At 63.1% G+C, this 19528-nt stretch carries 13 protein-coding genes and 1 pseudogene; 12 read left to right on the plus strand and 2 right to left on the minus strand.

Translation table 11 applies throughout. The features are described 5' to 3' along the window. Positions 1–132 precede the first annotated feature (132 nt). A complete protein-coding gene (locus SJY36_RS04880; protein WP_386173385.1) occupies positions 133–5958 on the minus strand; it encodes a GEVED domain-containing protein in 5826 nt (1941 codons plus the stop codon). 267 nt (positions 5959–6225) lie between these two features. On the opposite strand from SJY36_RS04880, the gene SJY36_RS04885 reads away from it, so the two are divergent. The 11 genes and pseudogenes from SJY36_RS04885 (at position 6226) to SJY36_RS04935 (ending at position 16214) form a co-directional block, all read left to right on the plus strand. Then, positions 6226–7038 carry a hypothetical protein gene (locus tag SJY36_RS04885; protein WP_386173387.1) on the plus strand — a complete coding sequence of 271 codons (813 nt, stop codon included), beginning with the start codon at positions 6226–6228 and terminating at the stop codon, positions 7036–7038. A 66-nt stretch (positions 7039–7104) separates the two neighbouring features. Continuing rightward, the gene (gene cbiB, locus SJY36_RS04890; protein WP_386173389.1) at positions 7105–8046 is read left to right on the plus strand and encodes an adenosylcobinamide-phosphate synthase CbiB; all 942 of its coding nucleotides are present in this window, start codon (positions 7105–7107) and stop codon (positions 8044–8046) included. Between the two features lie 12 nt (positions 8047–8058). Beyond that, the gene (gene cobD, locus SJY36_RS04895) at positions 8059–9036 is read left to right on the plus strand and encodes a threonine-phosphate decarboxylase CobD (protein WP_386173391.1); all 978 of its coding nucleotides are present in this window, start codon (positions 8059–8061) and stop codon (positions 9034–9036) included. Then, on the plus strand, positions 9033–9887 hold the full coding sequence (locus tag SJY36_RS04900; RefSeq protein WP_386173393.1) for an ABC transporter substrate-binding protein: 855 nt from the start codon (positions 9033–9035) through the stop codon (positions 9885–9887). Before cobD ends, SJY36_RS04900 begins: the two co-directional genes overlap by 4 nt. A gap of 3 nt (positions 9888–9890) precedes the next feature. Further along, on the plus strand, positions 9891–10514 hold the full coding sequence (gene cobO, locus SJY36_RS04905) for a cob(I)yrinic acid a,c-diamide adenosyltransferase (RefSeq protein WP_009826435.1): 624 nt from the start codon (positions 9891–9893) through the stop codon (positions 10512–10514). Between the two features lie 54 nt (positions 10515–10568). Beyond that, a complete protein-coding gene (gene cobU / locus SJY36_RS04910) occupies positions 10569–11105 on the plus strand; it encodes a bifunctional adenosylcobinamide kinase/adenosylcobinamide-phosphate guanylyltransferase (protein WP_386173396.1) in 537 nt (178 codons plus the stop codon). Positions 11106–11155: 50 nt separating this feature from the next. After that, positions 11156–12182, plus strand: a pseudogene (gene cobT, locus SJY36_RS04915) (nicotinate-nucleotide--dimethylbenzimidazole phosphoribosyltransferase). Then, positions 12182–12934 carry an adenosylcobinamide-GDP ribazoletransferase gene (locus tag SJY36_RS04920; RefSeq protein WP_386173398.1) on the plus strand — a complete coding sequence of 251 codons (753 nt, stop codon included), beginning with the start codon at positions 12182–12184 and terminating at the stop codon, positions 12932–12934. Before cobT ends, SJY36_RS04920 begins: the two are co-directional and overlap by 1 nt. A 57-nt stretch (positions 12935–12991) precedes the next feature. Beyond that, a complete protein-coding gene (locus SJY36_RS04925; RefSeq protein ID WP_386173400.1) occupies positions 12992–14419 on the plus strand; it encodes a DUF6880 family protein in 1428 nt (475 codons plus the stop codon). A gap of 67 nt (positions 14420–14486) precedes the next feature. Further along, positions 14487–14960 (plus strand): CreA family protein, encoded by a 474-nt coding sequence (locus SJY36_RS04930; protein WP_005852196.1) that lies wholly within the window; start codon positions 14487–14489, stop codon positions 14958–14960. Positions 14961–15053: 93 nt separating this feature from the next. Next, positions 15054–16214, plus strand: coding sequence for a lytic murein transglycosylase (locus tag SJY36_RS04935; protein WP_341204909.1), 1161 nt, complete (start codon positions 15054–15056; stop codon positions 16212–16214). Positions 16215–16242: 28 nt separating this feature from the next. Here the strand turns inward: SJY36_RS04935 and SJY36_RS04940 are convergent, their stop codons facing one another. Continuing rightward, complete coding sequence (locus tag SJY36_RS04940; protein WP_304949990.1) at positions 16243–17124, minus strand: hydrogen peroxide-inducible genes activator; 882 nt, start codon at positions 17122–17124, stop codon at positions 16243–16245. A gap of 164 nt (positions 17125–17288) precedes the next feature. On the opposite strand from SJY36_RS04940, the gene katG reads away from it, so the two are divergent. Beyond that, a complete protein-coding gene (gene katG, locus SJY36_RS04945) occupies positions 17289–19505 on the plus strand; it encodes a catalase/peroxidase HPI (RefSeq protein ID WP_386173403.1) in 2217 nt (738 codons plus the stop codon). Positions 19506–19528 lie beyond the last annotated feature (23 nt).

Consider the following 19528-nt stretch of genomic DNA (forward strand, 5'->3'; position numbering starts at 1 on the left):
TCTGGCACCTGCTCAGCGGAATTGAAGCCTATTCCTATTGCAAGTCCCCCCGCGCCGCATCCGCGGTACGGGGGGATTTTCGTTCGTATGGGGCGCGGGCAGCACCCCCTTCCGTGCCTGACAAGCGCCGCCTTAGGGGGCGATCCGCACCTCAAAGGACACAGACCCCGTTGCACCCGGTTCATGTGATCCGGTGCAGTCCCATTGCAGCGCCCCCGCATAGCCCGCCGTATCTGCCCCGGGCGTGGTCATCGTGCAGACCACATCGCCGCCGATGGATACGGGGCTTGGGATGGCGGATGCCAGCTCTGTGTAGGGCGGCGTGCGGTCGTGGATCACGATGTTGGTCGCGGGCAGTTCGCCAGGGTTGTCGAGGAAGATGCGATATTCAAGCACATCCCCCGCAGCGGCACCGTTGCTGACGCCTTCGGGCGTGCCTTGGGTCACATTGCGGACCGTCTTGCGCAGTTTCAGTACCCCTTCGGAGGATTCTACCCGCACTAGATCGGTGTTTCGGTCCTGCTCGGTCGCGCCGGTCGCGCCATAGGTCGTGTCGGCGACCACATCAAAGGCGATGGTTGATCCCGGTGCCGCCGCACCCGAGGCGGCGACACGAGCCACCAGACAGATACGCGTGTCAGGGGTCACGGGCAGGGCGGTGGTGATGGGGCTGGTGGCCGTCCCGTCGCAGGCGGCATCCTCGAACAGGGCGACGGAAAAGAGCCCCGGCGCGGTGATCGACTGGATATCGATGTCAAACACCACAGAGCCTTCTGCATCGGCAAGATATTCATGCCGCAGGGTCACCACCTGTGCCGGACGGATCGCGCTTTGCTGGCTTTCGCTCAGCCGAGCGTCCTCGATCAGGCCGACATCCAGATCTGGATAGGATGTCCCCGCCACAGGGGTGAAGGTAAAGGTGCCATCGCCGCTGGCCGGGTTGACCAGGCCGGGCAGGGCACCGGGGTTTTCGGACACGGTGAGCAAGCCGTTGTCCGGGACCACGGTGATGGTGACGTCATCGGCAAAGCCTTCGGGCAGGGTCAGGCTCCAGCTGCCATCGCTGGCAACCTGCGGCGACCCGATCAATGTGCCGCTGCTATCGGTGATCCGGACTTCCGCCGCACCGGTGTCGGCTTCCGAGGCCCCTTGCAGCGCGTCATAGGCTGTGTCGGAACCTGCACCATTGTCGATAAAGACCTTACCAGACAAGCTTGGGCCGGATCCGGCAAAACTCACGCTCACGGCGGCTTCGTCGTCATCGCCAACCCCGTCGCCCAGATCGTCTGTCAGCGGGCCCACGAGCGGATCGCTATCGGGATCCGGCAGGTCAGAGGCGATGATCTCGGCCACGTTGGTATGCTCGCCTGTGGCGTTCATCGTGACCCGCACGGTCAGGATTTCGCTCGCGCCATTGGCCACCTCGCCGACGTCCCATGTACCGGTGTTGGCGTCATAGGTATCGGTGCCATCCGCCGGTGTGGCAGAGACAAAGGTGAACCCGTCGGGGATCAGATCACGGACCCGCACACCGGTGGTGCCGTCAGGGCCGTCGTTTGTCACCGTGAGCACGAAATCAAGCTCTGTGCCCGGGCCCGCTTGGGTCACCGGCTGGCCGCTGGTGTCGAACACGCCCTTGGTCAGGGACAGGTCCGCCGTCGCCCCGCCGTTCACAAACCCGAAATCAAGGGTGCGCACGCTGCCGGCGGTGATTGATACGCCCGTCTGTGGGTTCACGGTACCGGCCACAAGCCCGGGGGGCATGTCGGGATCGGCTGCGTCGACCTCTACGCGGTAGGTCGCTGTGGCAGACAGGTCAGAGAAGAGATAGGTGCCGTTGCTGGCTGTCTCTACGCTGGTCAGGAACGTGTCATCCGCGGTGTCAGCTGTGCCACTGTCGTCGTACAGGGACACGGTCACGGCGCTGAGCACGGTTTCACCGGGCTGGTAGCTGTCCGAATAGTTGGTGTCGCGGTAGACGACGCCGGACAGGTCACCTTCGGGCGGCAGCGGGCCAAAGCGCGAAGGGCAGGCGGCACCGTCGTTCAGGCCACCCTCGCCGACAGGCACCGTATTGATCAACTGCCCCCCGCCCGAGCCGGAGCCCTGAAGTCCCACGTCGGCCTCGTAGACCTCGTTTGTGGCGTTCTGATTGATGTACATGCGGCCGTAGAAATCGAACCACACCGTGCCATAGGACCCTGTCCAAGCGGTCGGGCCGAATTCAACCGGCGCGCGGGTGCCAGACGTACCATCCGCAGGGTCGATATAGAACAGGCGGTCAGAGGCCTCGTTGACGCCGTACAACATGCCGTCGTTCGGATTATAGGCGATGTCCGACGGTTCAACGGCAGCCGACAGCGTGATCAGGCCCAGATCAACGGGGGCGGACGGATCGGAAAGATCCAGCAGCTGCAACGCGTTGGCCCCGTTCACACGATAGACCATCACCCCGTTGGGCAGGATGTCGCCCGCGGTGGAGCCCACCGCCGCCGACGCGGGGAGGGTCGAGACGACCTCGTAGTTGCCGGTGGAGTCCAGGCGGATCAGCTCGCGCGTTGCACTGCGCACCCCGTAGAACAACCCGTCGAGCGCATTATAGCCCCAGCCGCCGTCATACTGCACGCCCGCAGGGGCACCGATGTCGGTCGCGGTGATGCTGTACACGCCAGCGCTTTCCGCGAAGCTGAGCCGCTGCAGCTGCGTATCCGTCTGCGTCACACGATAGAGCGAGCCATCGCAGGTAAAGGGCACCGCCCCGGCCGAGAGGATCACTTTGTAGTCCTCGACCTCACCGTCGAAATTCAGACCATCAAAAGGGTCCGCCGCGACGGCGCTGGAGGTCGACCAGCGGATACGTGCATGGGTAAAGCCGCTGCTGATATTCGCAGGGACAGGAATGTTCAGCGTGATCTGGTTGTTGAACACCCCATCCGTATCGCCCGCGCCCCCATCACGGTAGTCGACCGCGATGTGTTCTGAGGGATCGAAGGTGCCGCTTTGGTCAAAATCGACCCAAAGCTGCAGGTTTGTGATCCCCGCGGTTACCGGGATGCCCAGGGCAAGTTGAGCGCTCAGCGTTTCATGGGTCACGATGGTCAGGGGCACGGTTGTGCCGGCCTCCAGGATGGGAAAGACGGCGATGGAATCCTCATCGTCAAAGCCCGACAGGTCATCCGCATCGGAATCGGGGCTATGCTGAGGGGTCTGTTCGGTGTCGGGTTCGCCGGCACCCAGATAGATGTCCTCCACCACGATGTGACGCGGATCGCCATAGGTCGCGGGCGCGTCGCCGCGGTCGGACAGATCAGCAGCCGCAATGACCAGCGAATAATCCTCTACCTCGCCATCCACGGCAAAATCCGATGTGCTCAACCCCGTCTCGGAGCCGTAGCGGAAGCGTGCGTAGGTGGTCGATGTGGTCGCATCCGACGGCACGGTAACGTCGATCTGGATCACGCCATCGCCCGCGACATTGTCGAATTGCGTGCCGTCATCCTTTAGGTCAAGCGCGATACGCTCGCCAAGTGTCTCTTCGAACAGACCGTCGCCGTTGAAATCGATCCAGGCCTGCAGGTTACCATTGCCTGTTACGGTCACGTCGAGAGTGCTGATCGTGCCCTGGGTCAGGACGGGAAAGGTGATCCCGTCTTCGTCGTCGGTGCCGATCAGGTCATCCGCTGTTGCCGTCGCATCCGATTGTGCAACCAGTTCGATATCCGGCTCGATCAGGCCCAGATACACACCCGGAGAGGCATCAACGCCGTGGGTCGGTGTGAGGTAGCTAAGCGGTGCATCGCCAAAATCCACACCCAGCCCGGCAAAGACCGCCACCGTGACCAACGCGCGGTCACAATCTGCGGGGTCCAGCGCATCGCAGAGCTGGTATTCGATGGTATAGACACCAGCGGGAACGCCCGCGGGCACGATAACGCGACCGGCTTCGGCACCGGCTGTTTCCAGAACCGGCACAGGATCGCCCGTGTTCTGCGGCACCGCTTCGGTCAATACCGTCAGCGTCGCGGTCGGGAAGGCGGCGGGCAGGCCGTTGATTGTGTCATTCGCCATGACTTCGCCTGCGGTGCCGCCCAGCAAGGTGTTCACGGGCGACGCGGTGTAGTCGTCGTCTTGCGCCACAATATCGGGCGAGGTGTTCGAGATTGCGCAAAGCTGGATACCGGACCCGCGCGTCGCGCTACGGCTGGATGACCCTGTGTAGCCGTGGATAAATTCAGCTTCGACGAAGGTGTTGAATTCATAGGTGGCGTAGTTGTCAAAGCTCGATTCATTCGGCTCGTCCACCCAATCAAGCGGGTTGCCTGTCTTGGCAGGATCCATCGCGATCGCGTTCGGCCCGGCGGGAAAGGAGGATAAGGGCGCGGTGTTGAAGAAAGAGGTCACCGTCGGGTTGGTGAGCGAGCCCACCACATCCGAAGAGTCATCGCCCGTGCCGCGGCTGTCGACATCCGTTTGCTGGACAATGACACCGTTAATCCGGCTTTGGTCAATGGCCAGACCTTGCGGGTTGGCCGCTGTGGCCGTGCCATCCTGGACCAGCCGCAGACGGTAGGTGATGTATGCGTCGTCCTCTGGCGTCATGCGCGCCTCGAGGGATGTATCGAGGGTAAGCGCGGTCGCATTGTTGATGCTCGTGACCTGCATGACCACATCGATCGGGTTGCCGTTGATATCGGTTGTCACGTCGTCGAACAGGAAGATGTCTGACGGGGTTACATTCGTCGGGCTGCCGGACCCTGCCAACTGGGTCGATGGCTGGCGGAAGACGGACTGAGGCGTGCAGCTTTGCGAACCGGTCTCGCCTGACAGCACGCTGCTGACGATGGACAGGGATTCAGAATTCGACTGCAACCGTGAAACAAAAGGCTGGCCGATACGGCCAATGCCCGCAACCGCGTTGCTGTCCACAGACCCCGTCAGCACATCGGCCGCCTGAATGGTGTAGTCCTCCTGACAGACGACCGTTCCACCCGGGGCGACAGGCGTGGTGATCGCGGGGCAAAGCACAGGCCCCAGCAGATCGTCGTCAATCACAATGTCCTGCCCGGTGTTGAACGGCAGCGCGCCGGTGTTTGTGACCGTGTAAGTATAGGTCACAGTCTCACCCTGCGTCCCTGTGCTGGGGCTGGCGGTACGTGTCAATGAAATGCTTTGATCCACATTGAACGTTGCCGCACCAAACATCCCGATACCCCGCGGGGCGGGGTCATAATTGGTGAACTGGCTATAATTGCGCACGTTGCCGATCGTTTCATCATACCAGAAGGTGACCGTCGAGGTGCTGTCAGGGAAGGTCGCCCGCACGGTGCCAGTGTCATCATTGTTCGATGTAGGCGAGGCCCCGAACCCTTCGACATAGATACATTGCGCCTGGTTCGCGCCGATGGTGCCGGTGAAGCCAGATCCGGGACCGGGACCGACAAGCACCGCGGGTGCGGCGCTTACAGGTGCGAGCGTCGGATTGCCGTTGTCACCAAAGGCGGTTACAAAATCGCAACGGTCAGACCCGGCGTTGCTATCGCTGGCGTCAATATCCAAAATGTCGATCTGCAGATTGTCGATCGGAAAGGCGACCCCGCCCGAGCTGGTGGAAATAGAGGAAGTCGTCCGCGCATCCCCGAAACGCCCGCGGTTTGGCGGCGCGTTGGAAATGACCACGAGCGATTCCACATTGCCGCCAAAGATGGTCGAATTGTTGGGTGTCCCTTCGCCGCTGAAGCCGGTGTAGTTGCCTGTATGTTCAAAGGTCAGGTCAACCTCGAACCCGTATTGGTCCCGCAGGGTGCGTGTCAGTGGGCCAAGATTGCCGCCGGGCCAGTCGTATGTGCCCCAATCAAGTTCGAACTCGCCGGCATCAGCTTGGCCGGAGCCTGTAACGACCAAAGCCGCCAAAGCGGCGGCACAATTCAGTGTTGTAAAGGTTAACTTTGAAATCGACATCAGACGGACCTCTTGTTGCGGTGTCCCAAACACCTTGTACATTGGCCGGAGACGACCTCGCCGTCTTTCCTGCCCCCCGGGATATGTCTAAAGTTCTCATACGAGGTTAACGCGAGCGACAATGCGCAGGTACAATCCCCCTGCCTTCCAGAATAGCGCCCTATACTTTCGAGAGCGTCCCACCCAGAATTGGTAGGCGGTGCGATGCGGAAAAGCCTTTAATCCATAGGCCCTTGCTCTGTTGCCGTTTGCCCGCGGATGGTGAATATGTCGGCACCAATTCTCTCGCGCCGCACGAAAGCCAGTATTTTGCAGACAATTTTCGACAAATCAGGAGCGTCTGCAGAAACTCCACCTGTTTTCGGTCACTTCGGTGAATGGGTGCAGGGGCGGTTGGGGCCGGAGGGCCCTGTGGTTCTGGTCACGATGCTGTGCCGTGCACATGGGGTGCGGGCGCGGTTTACCCGCGGGGGGGCATTGGGCCTGACGCAGGATGAACCCGCAGCGGTCAGCCTCGCGCAGCTTCGACAGCTGCTAGAGGCCGCAGGGGAAGATGCGGGCAGTTTTACCTTGTCTGGTAACCTTCCTGTCGGGGTTGGGGCAGGTGCATCCACTGCGGCGCTGGTGGCTTTGGCGCGGGCTGCGGGTATTGCTGAAGACCGTTTGCCGTCGCTGTGTCTGGCGGTGGAAGGGGCCACCGATCCGTTAATGTTACCGCATCCGGACCGCGTGATCTGGGCCTCGCGGTTGGCGCAAAGCAAGGGGGCGCTGGGCGCGCCGCCACGGGCTGACATCATCGGCGGCTACTTTGGCGAACCGATCCGGACCGATGCGGCGGATAGCGGTTTTGCGGATATTGCCGACCTGTTGCCAGCCTGGGAAAGCGCCGTGACGCAGGGTGATTTGCCTCAGGTGGCGAGGTTGGCGCGCATCAGCGCAGACCGCACCACCGCGTTGCGCGGCCCTTCTGGACGACCCGAGCACGATACTGGCGCAGCGGCTCGGTGCTTTGGGCTATGCGCGTGCGCACACAGGGTCCGCGCGCGCGTTCATCTTTGCGCCGGGCACTGTCCCGGATGATGCTGAACATCTGCTGGCCGACCACGGGCTGACCGGTGCGATGCGGTTCACAACCGGAGGGGACGCATGATCGGCGCGGCGGGCATCCTGCTGGGGTTTGTGATCGAGGCGGCTTTGTCCTGGCCTGCGCCTCTTTATGCGAAAATCGGCCATCCGGTGTCCTGGATCGGCCGCGCCATTCGCATGATCGAGGCGCGGTTGAATAGCGCCGATACATCGCCCGCACGGTTGCGCCTGTTGGGCGGTGTCGGGGTCTGCCTCGTGCTTGCGCTTGCCGTCTTGCCTGCGATTGTGGTTGCCGTGTTGCTGCCCTCTGGTTGGGCGGGCTACGTTGTCGGCGGGCTGCTGGCGTGGCCCTTTCTGGCACCGCGGTCGCTGTTCGACCACGTTCAGGCCGTGGCGACGCCTTTGATACAGGGAGATATTGCAGGGGCACGCTATGCCGTCTCGATGATCATCGGGCGCGATCCTGATCAGCTGGACGCTGCCGCGATTGCCCGTGCTTCTATTGAAAGCCTTGCCGAGAATGCCTCGGACGGGGTGGTGGCTCCGGTGTTTTGGGGCGTGCTGCTGGGGCTGCCGGGGCTGGTGGCCTATAAGGCAATCAACACGATGGATTCGATGATCGGGCACCGGTCCGCGCGCTACCGTCACTACGGGATGGTGGCTGCGCGGCTCGACGATCTGGTCAACCTGATCCCGGCGCGGGCTACGGGGCTGCTATTCGTGATCGTCTCGGGCCAGCCACGTCGCGCCGCCGCCGTGATGCTGCGCGATGCGCGCCACCACCGGTCCCCCAATGCCGGTTGGCCCGAAGGGGCGATGGCCGGTGCGCTGAACGTGCGCCTGTCCGGCCCGCGTGTGTACGGCGAAGAGATCGCGGATGAACCGTGGCTCAATGCCGAAGGGACCGAGGCCGATGCAACCACCCTGCGACGGGCGCTGACGCTTTACCTTCGCGCCATGTTCGTATTAGCAGTCGTGTTGGCGCTGGTGGCGCTGATCTGACAGGGGCAAGTGATGCGGGACCACGGCGGCAATCTGGATGGGGCGATCAAGGCGTTCGGCGGCGACCGCGCTGATTGGATCGACCTGTCCACGGGGATCAACACGGTGCCCTATCCGGTGGGGCCGATCTCGCCAGAGGCATGGACCCGTCTGCCCGAACGCAGTGCCCTTGGCGCGTTGGAAGACGCCGCGCGGCGGGCCTATGACGCAAACTGTGCTGTTGTGCCTGTGTCAGGGGCGCAGGCGGCGATCCAGCTGGTGCCGCGCCTGATCGCGCCGGGACAAGCCGCGATCCTGTCGCCCACCTATAACGAACATGCCGCCGCGCTACGGGCCGAAGGCTGGCAGGTCACCGAGGCCACGGATCTTGCCGCGCTTGAAGGGTATGCCCTTGCCGTGGTGGTCAACCCCAACAACCCCGACGGGCAGCGCCACGCCCCAGACGCCTTGCGCGCGCTTGCCGAAACGGTCGAGCTTTTGATCGTGGATGAAAGCTTTGCCGACCCCGATCCAGAGGTGTCGCTGGTCCGCGGCGGGGCCGAACTGCCGAAAAATATTCTTGTGATGCGGTCCTTTGGCAAGTTCTACGGGCTGGCGGGGCTGCGCTTGGGTTTTGTGCTGGCGGCAGAGCCTTTGGCCGAAAGGCTGCGCGCGATGACGGGGCCATGGCCGGTTTCCGGCATGGCGATAGAGGTCGCCTTTCGCGCGCTGAACGACACTGAATGGGCGGCACAGACCACCGCGCGCCTGCAAGGCGAGGCGGCGCAATTGGATGCGATGGCGGCGCGGGCAGGGTGGGCGCTGGTCGGCGGCACCCCGCTGTTTCGCACTTACGCGACGCCGGATGCCAGGGCTGCGCAAAACGCCTTGGCCGCACATCACATCTGGTCGCGGATCTTCCCCTATTCCGACAGCTGGATCCGTCTGGGCCTGCCCGGACCGACCGGTGATTGGGCCCGGCTCAAAACCGCGTTGAAAGACGGCGCGTGATCCGGCGGATCGCTCTGACAGGGCGGCGGGTGCTGCTGGGGCTGGTGGCCGCCCTGATAGCCGTCACGCCAGCCAGCGCGGCAGACCTGCCCCGTGTGGTGTCGATGAACCTGTGCACGGACCAGATGGTACTGCTGCTGGCGGATCCTGATCAAATCACCTCTCTCAGCCGATTGGCGCGCGATCCGCGATCGTCGTCGCTGGCGCAGGAAGCATCGGCACATCCGCAGAATGCGGGCGGTGCAGAAGAGATATATCTCTCCGCGCCGGATCTGGTGTTGGCGGGGCAATACTCCGACAAAGCGACCCTCGCGATGCTGCGCCACCTCGGCCTGCGGGTAGAGCAGATGCCGATCACCAAGGCGCTTGACGATATTCCCGCGCAGATCCGGTGGATGGGCGACCTCTTGCAACAGCCCGCGCGGGCAGAGGCGATGGCCCGCGACGTCGAACAGACATTGGCCGCGCAGCCCGCCCTGACCCCCGATGCCCCTGTTGCGGCGTTCTATTACCCGAACGGCTATTCGCTGGGGGTGGATACTTTGGGCCACGACATCGTGACCACCGGCGGACTGCGCAACCTCTCGGAGAAACTCGGACGCCGGACCAGCGGGCGTCTGGCGCTGGAAGACCTGGTGATGAATGCCCCCGATGTGCTGGTCACCACGACACCCTATCCCGGAGGTTCCCGATCCGAAGAGATCATGCTACATCCTGCGCTCGCACAATACGCCAAGACCGGCCGGATGGTGTATAGCTCGCCCGATTGGGTCTGCGGCACGCCGCTGGCGTTGCGGGCGGTGCAAGACGTACGCAGGGCAGGCAACCAGATACGCCACGAGGAGAGATAACAGATGACCGACAGCACCCCAGACCAGAACAAGCGCCACGCCGAAAAGATGGCGAAGGTCCAGACGGCCCGCGCCAAGATGATGGCGGAAAAGACCGTGACCAAGGGGTTGATCATCGTCCACACCGGGACTGGCAAGGGTAAAAGCAGCTCTGCCTTCGGGATGATCATGCGCTGCATCGGGCACGGGTTCCCCTGCGCGCTGGTGCAGTTCATCAAGGGCGCACGGGTGTCCGCGGACCGTCAACTGCTTGAGGACCGCTTTAGCGACATCTGTCAGGTCTATGTGATGGGCGAGGGCTTTACCTGGGACACGCAAGATCGCGAACGCGACATCGCCGCCGCCGGACGCGCATGGGAAAAAGCCAAAGAGCTGATCCGCGACCCCAACAACCGCATGGTGCTGCTGGATGAGCTCAACATCGCGCTGCGCTATGGCTATATCGAGGTGCAGGATGTGGTCGATTTCCTGCAGGCCGAGAAGCCGCATATGACCCATGTGGTGATCACCGGCCGCAACGCGCCCGACGCCTTGATCGAGATTGCGGATCTGGTGACCGAGATGAAGGAAATCAAACATCCTTTCCGCAAACAGGGTATCGCCGCACAGGCCGGTGTGGAATTCTGATCGCCACCGGGGCAGGGCATTTGCCCGCGCCCCGCTTGGCAAAGGGCGGATATCATGGACAAGATTACGCTGGTCACCGGCGGTGCAAAATCGGGCAAGAGCCTTTTTGCCGAAAACCACCTGCGCGCCTACGGGCTGCCGTTGGTCTATATTGCCACCAGCCAGGCCTTCGACCCCGAGATGGAGCACCGCATCGCCGCACATAAAGTGCAACGCGGTGACGGTTGGGACACGGTGGAGGAGCCCCTTGATCTATGCGGCGCGCTGAAGCGCACCGATGGGGCGGGCGCGCGGCTGGTCGATTGCATGACGCTGTGGCTGTCCAACGTGATGCATGCCGAACGCGACTGGCAGGCGGAGCTTGAAAAAGTGCTGGACAGCTTGCGCGCACAGTCCTCTCCGGTGGTGTTGGTCACGAATGAGGTGGGCGGGGGCATCGTGCCGATGTCCGCGTTGGCTCGACGCTACCGCGATGCCTCGGGCCTGATGAACCAGCGCATTGCAGCGGTGGCGGGGCATGTCGTGTTGGTCAGCTGTGGTCTGCCCCTGACGCTGAAGGGCAGCGCGTCGGCTCCGGCCTCGCTTGCCTGACCCATGATCCCGACATACGATAGATTTCCAAACGAAAGAGACCCCTTTGCATGGCGCATGTGACTTTTCCCCTGACTTCCCTGTCCGACCTTGACGCGCTGACCCGCGATTTGCCTCAGGCTGATGCCGTCGCTCAAGACGCCGCGCGCGACCGGCAGAATGCGCTGACCAAACCGCCCGGATCACTGGGCCGGCTGGAGGAGCTGGCGGTGTTCATGGCGGGGTGGCAGCAACAGGCGGTGCCGCAGATCGACATGGCGCAGGCCCTCGTCTTTGCCGGTAACCACGGGATCTGCGCGCAGGGGGTGAACCCTTTCCCGCAAGAGGTGACAGCCCAGATGGTGCAGAACTTCAAGGCGGGGGGCGCTGCGATCAACCAGTTGTGCCGCACCAATGACGCGCAGCTGTCGGTGATTGATCTGGACCTTGACCGCCCCACTGCCGATTTCACGCAAGGCCCCGCGATGACCGAGGCGGACTGTGTCGCGGCTCTTAACGCAGGGGCGGCGGCGCTGCATCCGGCGGCCAGTGTCTTGATCCTAGGCGAAATGGGGATTGGTAATTCGACGGTCGCGGCAGCGCTGACGGCGGCGGTCTTTGGTGGGGCTGTGCAAGATTGGGTCGGGCGTGGCACCGGTTCGGACGACGAAGGTCTGCGCCGCAAGGTCGACGCCATCACCCGCGGACTTGCCCGCCACGCCGCCACCCCGCAGGACGGGGCGTCTATCCTGATGACCTTGGGCGGGCGCGAGCAGGCGGCGATCTGCGGCGCGGTGCTGGCCGCGCGGCAACGGCGTATTCCGGTGATCCTTGACGGGTTCATCTGCACCGCCTTCTGTCGCACCGCTCTTCGCGCTGGCCCCTGCGGCGCTGGACCATTGTCTGATCGGGCACCTGAGCGTCGAGCCCGGGCATAAACGTCTGCTGGATGCGATCGGCAAGACGGCCGTGCTTGATTTCGACATGCGGTTGGGCGAAGGATCGGGTGCTGCGCTGGCGCTTGGTATCCTGCGCTCGGCGCTGGCGTGCCACAGCGGCATGGCGACCTTTGCCGAAGCCGGCGTGGCGGACGGCTGATGCTGCGCGCCCGGGTGGCAGAGGCGCGGCTGGCGATGCTGCTGCTGACCCGTATCCCCGTGGGATATCTGCGCGATCCGATCCCCGCGACAGGAGCCTCGGCCTGGGGCTGGCCTTTGGCGGGGGCGGTCGCAATGCTGCCTGCCGGTCTGATCTACTGGGCGCTGCACGCGGCGGGCTTTGGCCCGACAGTTGCGGCCCTTGGTCTGATCTTTGCCACGACACTACTGACCGGCGCGATGCACGAAGACGGGCTGGCCGATATGGCCGACGGGTTCGGCGGCGGGCAGACCCGCGCGCGCAAGCTCGAGATTATGCGCGACAGCCGCATTGGCAGCTACGGGGTGATGGCCCTGATCCTGACGGTGGCGCTGCAGGTGGCGCTGATCACACGGCTGGATCATCCTGCACTGGTCGTGCCTGCCACTCTTGGTCTGTCAATGGCCAGCCGCGCGATGCTGCCGTTCTGGCTGGCGCGGATGCCCGCCGCGCGGGCCGACGGGCTGGGGCACGGCGCGGCGCAAGTGCCGGCGGCTTGCGTCTATATCGCGGTCGCCTTTGGCTTGATCGGGCTGCTGCCCTTGGGCTTTGGCGCGGCGGCGGTGATCTTTGCGGGGGTCGTCGTGGCCACCGCGCTGGTGGCCGCGCTGGCGCTGCGGCAAATCGGCGGGCAGACCGGCGACGTGATCGGCGCGATGCAGAAACTGGCCGAACTGTCAGGCTGGGGCGTCACCGTCTATCTCTTTGCCTGACGCGTCCGAGCCGCGCGCCCCCTTTGACCGGCCGCAAATCCGATGTAGCAAGGGCCCATGTCGAAAAAGACCCTGAACACCGCAAATCTTGCCGCCCTCGGGGCGGAGCGGCTGGCCGAACTGTTGATCGAGGTCAGCACCGGCAGCGCCGATATGAAACGCCGCCTGCGGCTTGAGTTGAGCCACAACCTCGGCCCCGCTGAACTGGCGCGTGATGTGCGCAAACGGCTGGTCACGATCCGGCGGGCCAAAAGCAATGTCGGGTGGCGCAAGCGGACGGCGCTGATCAAAGACCTGCGCACCCAATCCGCGATGATCATCGACAAGATCGCCCCAGACGCCCCCGCCGACGCCTTCGACCTGCTGTGGGAGTTTCTAACGCTTGCCCCTTCGGTCATGGATCGAGTGGACGACAGCAAGGGGGACGTGGGGGCCGTTTTTGCTGACGCGCTTGCTGAGATCGGCGAGATTGCCGCCCGCGCCCCGCTGGACCCGATCGCGCTGGCGGAACGCACGTGGGAGGCGGTGCAGGGGAATACGGATGGCGCTTTTGATGGGATTATCACGCGCATGGCCCCGTCCTTGGGCGACAGCGGGCTCGCATATCTGAAGGGGCTGATCCAAAGCTTTGACGCGGCACCACTGGACGCGACAGAGGATCACCCCGCCTTGCAATTCCTGCGCGAGCTGCGCGGGCGCAATGCAAACTACGCCGCACAACGCAAGAAACGCTTTGTTCAGATGCACCTGCGCGAGGTGGCCTTGGCGCAGGGGGATACGGAGACCTACATCTCGCTGTTCTCTCCCACCGATTTGGCGCGGCCCACCGTCGCGGTCGAGGTGGCGGCGCTCTGGTCGGCTGCTGGCAATCACAATGCCGCGCTTGATGTTCTTGAGGGTGCGCGCCCCAAGGGGAAAGAGGCGGGGCGGCAGGCGTGGGACGCGGCCTATATCCACGCGCTGATCGCATCGGGGCGCGAGGACGAGGCGCAAGCCCACCGCTGGCGCTGTTTTACCGAAACGCTCGACCCAGAGATGCTGCGGGCGCACCTCAAACAGCTGCCGGATTTCGATGACCTTGAAGTAGAGGAGGCCGCCAAGGCCCATGCGGCCACGTTCAAGGATCTCAACGCGGCGATCGCCTTTTTCCTCGCGTGGCCCGACCTGCGCGGGCTTGCAGCGATGATTGAAGCACGCGCCGAGACGTTGAACGGCACCCATGTTGCCCCACTCTCTGGTGCCGCCGATGCGCTGCGGGCGCGCCATCCTCTGGCGGCAGCGCTGTGTTGGCGCGCCATGATCGAAGCCGCGCTGTGGGAAAGCGCCAAGTCGCGGTACGCGCAGGCGGCAGATCACCTGATGGATTGCGCCGCCGCGGATATCGAGATCGAGGATTACGGAGCTTTCGAGAGCCACGACGCCTTTGTCCGGCGCCTGCGCAAACGCTATGCCCATAAGGCGGGGTTCTGGACGCGGGTAACCTGATCTGCGCGTGCTGGGTCTTTTCTTGCGGCGACGTGGGAACCAACAGGCACGTCGCGCGTATGGATGCATGAGTATTTTCAAACGCGCCGCCTTCGCCCCCATTGCCGCCCTTGGCTTTGCCCTTCCTCTTGCAGCTACCGCTGATGTGGTGGGCAATGTCGATGTGGACTGGCTGGGCAATGACATCGTGGTAGAGGCGGTCCAAGACCCCGAGGTCAAGGGGGTCACCTGCCATCTGGCCTATTTTGAACGCGGCCTGATCGACCGGCTGCAAAAGGGCAATTGGTTCGAGGACCCGTCGAATTCTTCCATCTCTTGCCGCCAGACCGGCCCGATCGAGATTGGGGACATCTCGCGCGATGACGAGGGCGAGACGGTGTTCAGCGAGCGCCGGTCCGTGATCTTCAAGACGCTGAAGGTCAAGCGGATTTTCGACGAGGAAAACAACACTTTGGTCTATATCAGCCACGCGCGCGACGTGCAGAACGGGTCTGCCAAAATGTCGATGTCGACTGTGCCGCTCTACGTACCGACCAAATAGGCAAAGCTTTGCCAAGGCGTATCATCCGCTTTGCCCGCCCCCGTGCTTCGGCTATTCTATGCCGAAGTCATAACAAACAAGGGCGCGGGCAGTATGAGCATTTCTCGAAGAAGTTTCACCGTCGGAGTGGCAGCATTGGGCCTTGCGGCCTGTAGCACCGGCAACAGGGCAGGCAGCTTTGCGCCGCGCAGCGATGCGGCGCTGGCACCGGACCTGCAACCCCAACCGAATGCGGGCTATGACGCGTGGGTTTCGGCGTTCAAGTCACGCGCTGCGGCGCAGGGCATTTCCGACAGCACGCTGCGTCGCGGCTTTGCGGGGGCGGGCTATCTGCCGGGGGTGGTCAAACGCGACCGTAACCAGACGGAATTCAGCCGCTCGCTTGAAGATTACCTTGCCATTGCGGCATCGGACGAGCGTGTCACCAAAGGGCGCGCAGCATTCGCGCGCCACCAGGGCGTGCTGCGCCAGATAGAGGCGCGCTACGGCGTGCCTGCCGAAGTCGTGACCGCCGTGTGGGGGCTGGAAAGCTTTTACGGGGAACGGCGCGGGAATGTGCCGGTCGTGTCGGCGACATCGACGCTGGCCTATGACGGTCGTCGCGGGGCCTTTTTCGAGAAACAACTGATTGCGGCGCTGCGTATCCTTGAGCGCGGCGATGTGTCGGCTGCCGGTCTGACCGGAAGCTGGGCAGGTGCAATGGGCCACACGCAGTTCATCCCCACCTCCTATCAATCCTTCGCGGTAGATTTCACCGGCGACGGCAAACGCGACATCTGGTCTGACGACCCGTCGGATTCGCTGGCCTCCACCGCCGCCTATCTGGCGAAGTCGGGCTGGAAGTCCGGCCAGAAATGGGGCGCAGAAATGGGCACCGCGGCGGCAAGCTCTGCCACGCCGGTGCAGATCCTCCAGCCGGATGCGGGCGGGCCGCGCTTTGCGATCTTTAACAACTTCAAGGCGATCAAGCGCTATAACAACTCGGACAATTACGCGATTGGCGTCGGGCATCTGTCGGACCGTATCGCAGGGGGCGGGCCTATTCAGGCCAGCTTCGGCCCCGATAAATACGGGTTGACCATTGATGATCGCAAGGCGTTGCAAGAACGGCTGACCGCCCGCGGTTTTGACACGGACGGCACCGATGGTGTGATCGGCCCGAACAGCCGCAAGGCAATCACCGCCTATCAGCAAAGCCAGGGGCTGCCCGCAACCGGTGACCCGTCGCGCGAGCTGCTGGCGCGGTTGGGCTGATACCGCGATGAAACGATGATCCGCCCGCTTAGCTCGGGCGGATCAGATCGGCGATTTCGGACAGTTTGCTGGCCAGCGGGCTGGTCTTGCGCCAGATCATCCCCACACGGCGCGTCGGTTCGGGCGCGGGGAAGGCGTTGACCGCCACCTGCGCCGACCGCGTTTCCACGGCGACGGCCATTTCGGGGATCAGCGTCACGCCGATGCCCGCGCCGACCATCTGCACCAGCGTGGACAGGGAGCTCGCATCCAGACCCTCGCGCGCGGTTTCCGACTGCATATCGCAAAACGACAGTGCCTGATCGCGAAAGCAATGTCCTTCCTCAAGCAGCAGTAACTTCATCTCGTTCAGATGTGCGCTGCTGGGGATCGGCTTGCCGCGATCAGCCTCGGGGCGCACCAGCATGAATTTCTCGTCAAACAGGGTGACTTCGGTCAGGGAGGGTTCTGATACGGGCAGGGCGACGATGGCGGTGTCGATGCGCCCCTCCGTCAGCTCGGTGATCAGCCGCGGTGTCATGGTTTCGCGCACGTGGATATCCAGCGCGGGGTTCATCTGGGTCAGCTTGGTGATGATCGAGGGCAGCAGATAGGGGCCGATGGTGGGAATGATGCCGATTCTCAGCCGGCCCATCAGCCCGTCCTTGGAGGCGCGCGCCATGTCCTGAAGCTCGTCCACCCCCTGCAGGATCGCCCGCGCGCGCGGCGCGAAATCGACGCCAAAGCTGGTCAACGTGATATTCCGCCCGCCGCGATCAAAGAGGGGCGTTTGCAAGTTCTGCTCCAACTCCTTGATTTGCACGGATAAGGCGGGCTGCGAGATCGCGCAGGCCTCGGCGGCGTGGCCAAAGTGACGGTGATGGGCAACGGCCTCGAAGTAGCGAAGCTGTTTAAGGGTGATGTTGGTCATAGTTAATTATTATCAAACTGATAGGAAATGCCAACTTAAACTAATCAATAACTGCTGTTAGAACAATTCCAGAAAGACGGGGCAGACTGTATCGCGCCCCCGACATCCATCCCCCGTGACGCGGTGCAAAACCGCGCACCAGACAGATAATATCGGAGACCACCATGGACGGAAATGACGTCGAAAACATCAGCAAATGCCCGGTCGTCGGCAGCCACGGCCGCAACTCAAAGCGCGGTGCGCGGTCGTTGAACGAATGGTGGCCGAACCAGCTGAACCTCAAACTGCTGCACCAGAACACCATCGATTCGAACCCGCTCGGGCCAGACTTTGACTATGCCGAAGAGTTCAAGAAGCTCGACGTTGACGCGGTCAAGGCTGACCTGCATGCGCTGATGACGGATTCGCAAGACTGGTGGCCTGCGGACTATGGTCACTATGGCCCGTTTTTCATTCGTATGGCATGGCACGCGGCAGGCACCTACCGGACAGCGGATGGCCGTGGCGGGTCCAGCACGGGCACGCAGCGTTTCGCGCCGCTCAACAGCTGGCCGGATAACGCCAACCTCGACAAAGCGCGCCGCCTGCTGTGGCCGATCAAGCAGAAATACGGCAACCAGATTTCCTGGGGTGACCTGATCATCCTGTGCGGCAATATCGCGCTGGAATCGATGGGGCTGAAAACATTCGGCTTCGCCGGTGGCCGCGTGGACCGTTGGGAACCCGAAGAAGACGTCTACTGGGGCCCCGAAGACGAATGGCTGGGCAACAAACGCTACAGCGAAGAGCGCGCGTTGGAAGACCCGCTGGCCGCTGTGCAGATGGGCTTGATCTATGTGAACCCCGAAGGGCCGGACGGCAAACCCGACCTGCAAGGGTCGGCCAATGACATCCGCGACACCTTTGGCCGGATGGCAATGAACGACTATGAAACCGTCGCGCTGATCGCGGGTGGTCACACCTTTGGTAAGGCGCATGGTGCCGTGGGCGGCGAGAATGCCGGTCCCGATCCCGAAGCCTCGCCATTGGAAGCACAGGGCTTCGGCTGGACCAACAAGCACGAGACAGGCCACGGCATCCACGCCCTGACCAGCGGGCTTGAAGGCGCATGGTCGCAAACGCCGACAAGCTGGGACATGACCTATTTCGACAACCTGCTGGGGCTCGAGTGGGAAATGACCAAAAGCCCTGCCGGTGCCGTACAGTGGACCCCAAAGAACGGCGACGCCGCAGGCACCGTGCCGGATGCGCATGATCCGTCCAAACGTCACGCGCCTATCATGTTCACCTCTGACCTCGCGCTGCGCGAAGACCCCGAGTATTTCAAAATCTCGACGCGTTTTCATGAGAATCCCGAGGAATTTGCCGACGCATTTGCCCGTGCATGGTTCAAGCTGACCCACCGCGACATGGGGCCGATTGCCCGCTATCTGGGCAAGGACGTTCCCAGCGAAGAGCTGATCTGGCAGGACCCGATCCCCGCCGTGACGCATACGCTGGTCGATGACGCAGATGTGGCATCGCTGAAAGCCAAAGTGCTGGAGTCGGGGCTGAGCGTTCAGGAACTGGTGGCCACCGCTTGGGGCTCTGCCGCGACCTTCCGCGGGTCCGACAAGCGCGGCGGTGCAAATGGCGCGCGCATCCGTCTGGCACCGCAGAAAGACTGGCCGGTGAACGAACCCGATCAGTTGGCCAAAGTGCTTGGCGTGCTGGAAACGATCCGCGCAGACTTCAACAACGCGCAGTCGGGGGACAAAGAAATCTCTGTCGCTGACCTGATCGTGCTGGCCGGTGCCGCCGGGATCGAGAAAGCCGCCAAGGACGCGGGCCACGACGTGACCGTGCCCTTCGCACCGGGTCGCGGCGATGCCTCGCTTGAACAGACCGAGGTTGACTCCGTTGCCTATCTTGAACCCGTCACCGACGGTTTCCGCAACTTTGCCAAGACCCGCTATTCGGTCACCACGGCAGAGCTGCTGGTCGACCGTGCCCAGCTTCTGACGTTGACCGCGCCAGAGATGACGGTTCTGGTTGGGGGGATGCGTGCACTGGACGTGAACGTGGGCCGCGCCAAACACGGCGTGTTCACCGATGCGCCCGGCACGCTGAACAACGACTTCTTCACCACGCTGCTGGATATGGGCACCGTGTGGTCGAAGGCGGACGAGACGGCGACGGACGACATCTATGAAGGCCGCGACCGCGCCACGGGTGAGCTGAAGCACACCGGGACCGCTGTTGATCTGCTTTTCGGGTCGAACTCGCAACTGCGCGCGATTGCAGAGGTCTATGCAGGTGATGTCGCGAAAGACAAATTCGTGACCGACTTCATCGCCGCCTGGACCAAGGTGATGAACCTCGACCGTTTTGACCTCGCCTAAGGGTAGGTAACGAGTGCCAAGGG

Origin of the sequence: Sulfitobacter sp. R86518, assembly GCF_042466275.1 — a bacterium.
GTDB lineage: Bacteria > Pseudomonadota > Alphaproteobacteria > Rhodobacterales > Rhodobacteraceae > Sulfitobacter > Sulfitobacter pontiacus.